The sequence below is a fragment of the Vibrio sp. Vb0304 genome (assembly GCF_033338995.1).
Lineage (GTDB): Bacteria > Pseudomonadota > Gammaproteobacteria > Enterobacterales > Vibrionaceae > Vibrio > Vibrio alginolyticus.
The window spans coordinates 1-1651 of sequence record NZ_JAWOTT010000088.1 but is presented as its reverse complement, the minus strand read 5'-3'; the positions used below and the strand labels follow the sequence as shown (position 1 = coordinate 1651).

Annotated in this window: 2 protein-coding genes; one reads left to right on the top strand and one right to left on the bottom strand. The window is 45.1% G+C overall.

The window, feature by feature from the left end:
- The coding region (znuA, locus tag R7P35_RS23990; protein WP_318092834.1) for a zinc ABC transporter substrate-binding protein ZnuA at positions 1–799 on the bottom strand (799 nt) is incomplete at its 3' end.
- 78 nt (positions 800–877) lie between these two features.
- Between znuA and znuC the strand changes: the two genes are divergently transcribed.
- Positions 878–1651, top strand: a 774-nt coding sequence (gene znuC / locus R7P35_RS23985) for a zinc ABC transporter ATP-binding protein ZnuC (protein ID WP_318092832.1), incomplete at its 3' end; no start/stop codon positions are given.

Sequence of the window (1651 nt, the reverse complement as noted above, 5' to 3'; positions counted from 1 at the left end):
TACTGCCTAATGGGTCAAGCTCGCCTTTGGCCACATTGCTGCCACGCATCACACTCTCGACAACGGCTGGTGTAAATTGAGGCTCAGAAAACACACAAGCCACGTTACCTGATCCCAGTGTTTTTCTGATCTGAATCAGCGTCTTGGCACCCGGCTTTCGGTCGGGAGTCACCGTAAAGTGTCCTAGATTATTTAACTGGTAACGCTCTTCAAAATAACCGTACGCATCATGGAAAACGAAGTATCCTTGGTTCTTCACTGGTGCTAACTGCTGCTCTATTTCCTTATCTCTAGCCGCAAGCTGTTCTTCAAATTTAACAAGATTGTTGCTGTACGTTTTCGCATTAGCTGGATCGATTTCCGCCAATTTGTTCACAACAGCTTGGGCGACCTGTTTAACCGGTTTAATACCCAACCAAAAGTGCGGGTCGTGGCTACCGTGGTCATGACCGTCGTGATCATGCGAATGCGCACTATCAAACTCACGAAGGGCTAGATTTGGTATTTCGCTTAACGTCAGTGTACTAGCTCTATTTGATACGACTTTTTCAAGAAACGGTTCCAAATCATGACCATACCAAATCACCAAATCCGCAGACGCGACTTTTTTTACATCAGAAGGTCGCAGCGAATAATCGTGTGGTGATGCGTTTGACTGAACTAGCACTTCAGGAGTAGTGACGCCTTCCGTCAGTTCAGTCACCATCAGTTGGATCGGTTTAATGCTTGTAAGTACTGTTATCGCCTGCGCTGGCAAGGTTAACATTGCTGAAGCAGCAAGAATTAAAGCTCTTTTCATAGTTTTACTTGGGATATGGCATAGAAAGTGCGATAATGTTACATTATAACATTATAGTTTTGCAAATGAGTTTCATTCATGTCTTCATTAGTCAGTCTTGAACGATTGTGCGTCGAGTTCGATGATCGCAGAGTTCTCGATAACATCAGCATGGAATTAGAAAAGGGCAAAATCACAACCCTAATCGGTCCCAACGGAGCGGGAAAATCCACGTTAGTTAAAGTCATTTTAGGGCTTCAAAAGCCGACTAGCGGAAAATTGGTTAAAGCGAAAAAGCTAAAAATTGGTTATGTGCCTCAGAAACTGAAACTCAACGACTCTTTGCCGCTAAACGTTATCCGTTTCTTAAATTTAGCAGGAAAGTACAGCAAACAAGAATGCCTTGATGCATTAAGACTAGTTGGTGCAGAGCACTTAATTAAGAGCAACATGCACCGCCTTTCCGGTGGTGAAAACCAACGCGTCCTACTCGCCCGCGCGCTGCTACAACGCCCTGACTTGTTGGTTCTTGATGAACCAGCTCAAGGTGTTGATGTTCAAGGACAAATCGATCTATACGATTTGATTGAAAGCATCCGTCACCGCTTCGATTGCGCTGTGTTTATGGTATCTCATGATTTGCATTTGGTCATGGCAAAAACAGACGATGTGATTTGTTTGCACCACCACGTTTGTTGTTCGGGGTCACCAGCAACGATCACTCAGCATCCTTCTTACATAGCATTGTTTGGTAACGCAGCGAGAGAATCACTCGCGTTTTATCATCACGACCACGAGCATCACCATCCCGATTTGTCTGGCTCTCCAGTATCGGGCGACGCTACCTCGTGCTCTAACCATAGCCACGGACAT